The sequence below is a fragment of the Pontibacter ramchanderi genome, assembly GCF_002846395.1.
In the GTDB taxonomy this organism is placed as follows: Bacteria; Bacteroidota; Bacteroidia; order Cytophagales; family Hymenobacteraceae; genus Pontibacter; species Pontibacter ramchanderi.
Genome location: NZ_PJMU01000009.1, coordinates 1 through 4,055 on the forward strand (window position 1 = coordinate 1; position 4,055 = coordinate 4,055).

At 53.1% G+C, this 4,055-nt stretch carries 2 protein-coding genes; both read right to left on the bottom strand.

The genetic code is table 11. The features are described 5' to 3' along the window. A partial coding sequence (locus tag BD749_RS19110; RefSeq protein ID WP_180336469.1) for an Ig-like domain-containing protein occupies positions 1-3,350 on the bottom strand: 3,350 nt, incomplete at its 3' end. A 306-nt stretch (positions 3,351-3,656) separates the two neighbouring features. After that, positions 3,657-4,055, bottom strand: a 399-nt coding sequence (locus BD749_RS19115; protein WP_143741291.1) for a T9SS type A sorting domain-containing protein, incomplete at its 5' end; no start/stop codon positions are given.

Here is a 4,055-nt window from a genome sequence, read left to right on the forward strand (position 1 = left end):
TCGAAGGACTTGGAGCCAGCCACGCCGCCGGTGAAGTGGCTGTCCGAGGACCAGGTCCTGGACTGGCCGTCGGTGTACTGGCCACCTCCAGCATTGATCAGACCGCTGTTTGTTGAAGGGGATGAAGCAGGCTTGTCTGCTTTTAGTAATGTGATTCTTGGTTGACCGCTTCCGTTGCCATCAAAGTATTCAGAAATGTAGAGGTTGCCAGTGACAACGTCTTCTATGATATCTAGAGGGTTAGAAAACGGACGACGAAGTCCTGGAATCAGGTTGCCTTCTACTGCACGTATAATGTCTTTATTTGTTCCGCCAGGCTCTAGGAGCATGATATCGTCACCACCACTGAAGCGGCAGACTAGTAACTTACCAGTTAATTTACCATCAAATGCATTGCTTTTATATTCAATAACTCCGTTAGGTGACATGTTTGTACCAAAGTCATAAGCCCACCATTTATATTTCGGTTCGGTGGGAGTTCCTACAGGGTAACCGTAGTTCGTGCCGTTGATAGTCCAAACAACCTCGCCCGGATCTTCTTTGGAGGTAGGGTTACCTCCATTTAAAATGTATTCGTTTCGCAGAACGTTAGGATGGCCGTAATAACCTCCTTTGACCACACGGAATAAGTAATCACTTTGCGTGTCCCGGACATCTGTCATAGCAGGTATATTAGGGCCTGTATAAGTACTTCCATTAGACCATGTTGTGCCTGACTTAAGAGCGGGCGTGTTGCCACCCGCGGCAGAGCCGTTCGTGGGCACATACAGTTGACCATTAGAGTGCCACACAAGGTCATATGCATTTCTTAAACCAGTAGCGTAGAGCGTCAAAGGGGCATTGGTAGCGTAAGGATTATAATTTCCGCCACCATCCTTCGTCCTGGCATCTATTGGGAGTGACTGTTGATTTGCTTTCATAACGTCGAGCCGGAGCACTGCCGCTGTTAACAACCTCTCCGGTCTATTGCCCCAGGCAGGGTCGGGTGCTCCCATTGCTGTATTACTTCCAAGTACAATATACAATGCACCATCAGGACCTATATCGATCGAGTTGATTGAATGGTCCTTTATTGAACGCGGAAGATTGATGACATAATCTTTAATAGTTGGACTGGCTGGGTTATTTAATACAACTCTGGAAATCTTGCTAGTCCAATCCGGAACATTGCTAAACTCGGGGGAAGAATGACTGATCCAGGCTACCAAGTTATCTTTTGTCGCATCTTGAGTGAAACGAATACCTATCAACAATCTTCGGTTTGAGCCAAACGGAGATATTGTTACGTTATTTGTTACAGTTCCATCCGCTCTTATATCCCAACGCTCTATTTTGCCACCAGACGTTGTAGCATAGAGGCGACGGTCCGGTCCGATAACCAAAGATGTGAAACCGTCGCTTCCAAAGGAATTGTCAATTAAAACCTTTTCAGTAAAAGATACTCCCACCAAGTCAGGAGGGGTGGTAGAGGAACTGCTTGTGGTGGTAAAGGTAGATCTAAAAGGCACTATAGAATAGCCATTAAGGTCTTTCACCTGCTCTGTTATTTCAAACTCATAAGTAGTGCTGGTCTTTAACGTGGCCGTCAATGTAATGGCATCCCCGGCGGCGGTGGCATTAACAGCAGTTCCAGACACTTGGCTTCGAGCTCCATTTATAACTGTATAAAGTCTTACTGTATTTGGGTTAACTGTGCCACCATCCAAAGATTTACCGCTAGGAAAAGCTAAATCGACAGAGATCGATTGATCCACGGGGACATTTGTTGCTCCATTTTGCGGACGTACTGCTGTAACATAAGGGCGCAACGAATCTGAAGAAGTAAGTTTCTGCAGCGAGAAGTCGTCGAAGGTGTAGGTGACGGGGCTGGTGGCGTTGCGGTGGCTGGCGAAGATGCCGGCGTAGGCCGTGGAGCTGGTCAGGCCCATGCCGGCGATGCTCAGGGCCGCCCCTACGCTCTGCTCGGCCCCGCCATTGAGGGAGTAGAAGCCCCTGACGGTGCTGGCGGCCGGGTCCAGCTCCAGCCGCAGGCGCACCGCGGCGGTGTTGATGCCGGAGACGGATGGCGTCATGCGCTGGTCGGAGGAGGAGGAGGCGTCGTTGACTTCACGGCGCAGCTCCACCTTGTTGCCCACCACCACCAGCTTGACGTAGGTCTTGTCCCCGAGGCCGACCCACAGGCCGGCCTGCTGGGAGGCCGTGCCGTTGTAGGGGCTGACCAGCGTCACCTGCGCCTGCAGGGCGCTGCGCGAGTCCACGCGCACGCCCAGCGAGTTGAGCTGGTTGTTGTTGTCGAGCCAGGCGATGCCCTTGTTGGTGACCAGCTGCAGCCTGCCCGAGGCCACCGTCAGCTTGGAGGGCTCGTAACCGGGGAGGCTGGGGTTGGAGGGGCTGCCGTCGGCCGAGTGGCGGGAGCCGGAGTAGGCGTCGATCATGGTGAAGCCGGTGCCGGCCCCGCTTTTGTCGGGCACGGTGCCCGAGACGGCGCCGCTGAAGGTCAGGCTGTAGGGCAGGGCCACCTGCACCTGGTCGCAGGGCAGCTGGCTGATGGGAGAGCAGCCAGATGGGGTACTATCTAAGTTTTGCAGCGAGAAGTCGTCGAAGGTGTAGGTGACGGGGCTGGTGGCGTTGCGGTGGCTGGCGAAGATGCCGGCGTAGGCCGTGGAGCTGGTCAGGCCCATGCCGGCGATGCTCAGGGCCGCCCCTACGCTCTGCTCGGCCCCGCCATTGAGGGAGTAGAAGCCCCTGACGGTGCTGGCGGCCGGGTCCAGCTCCAGCCGCAGGCGCACCGCGGCGGTGTTGATGCCGGAGACGGATGGCGTCATGCGCTGGTCGGAGGAGGAGGAGGCGTCGTTGACTTCACGGCGCAGCTCCACCTTGTTGCCCACCACCACCAGCTTGACGTAGGTCTTGTCCCCGAGGCCGACCCACAGGCCGGCCTGCTGGGAGGCCGTGCCGTTGTAGGGGCTGACCAGCGTCACCTGCGCCTGCAGGGCGCTGCGCGAGTCCACGCGCACGCCCAGCGAGTTGAGCTGGTTGTTGTTGTCGAGCCAGGCGATGCCCTTGTTGGTGACCAGCTGCAGCCTGCCCGAGGCCACCGTCAGCTTGGAGGGCTCGTAACCGGGGAGGCTGGGGTTGGAGGGGCTGCCGTCGGCCGAGTGGCGGGAGCCGGAGTAGGCGTCGATCATGGTGAAGCCGGTGCCGGCCCCGCTTTTGTCGGGCACGGTGCCCGAGACGGCGCCGCTGAAGGTCAGGCTGTAGGGCAGGGCCACCTGCACCTGGTCGCAGGGCAGCTGGCTGATGGGAGAGCAGTTTTGTGAAAAAGCATCATCAGGTACTGCAAAAAGCAAAATTAACAACAATGTCAAATGTTGAAATTTGCCAATCTGTTGTTGGATTACCATAGTAATAGGAGAAGTAATAGTTTGTTTCATTTGTCAGAGTGTTGAATAAAATGAATTAGTAAAGAGTTAAAAGGATTTGATTACTTCTTATATGAGTAGGTGTGTTGTGCTTTCTAAATGCTCTGGAATGACCGTGCTGAAGATGTAAGCGATAATGTATTTAAAAGACGGTCTTGTATAGACGCTGTCGATCAATACTGTTAAGCGCTACTGTCTTACTGACTACAAATGGGTATTTGATGAAACATAACTTCATTCAATAACGATTTTAGATTGTAGTTGCATAGAGTCTGAGCTCACCCTAAGGATATATAAACCCTTGTCAAGACGATTTTTAAAGTACATATCCACTTCTTTTAGTGGATTTACTTCCATATAATCTGACTGTACAAGTCTTCCTGCCATGTCATATAACAGAACCTTAACACTTTCCTGATGGCTCAAACCGGTGAGCCTAAAGGATATTTTTTCTCCCAGGCTTGGATTAGGATAAACCTGAAGATGCAGGGCTTCCGTTGTAATCGCATGCGAGCTGTCATCACTTGAATTCATTTGTCCACTCGCCGAGATGACTTCGATGGCCGATATGATGGCGTTGTTAGCCACGGAAGTGAAGCTGATGGTGAGGGCCCCGTCGCTGACGGAGACGTT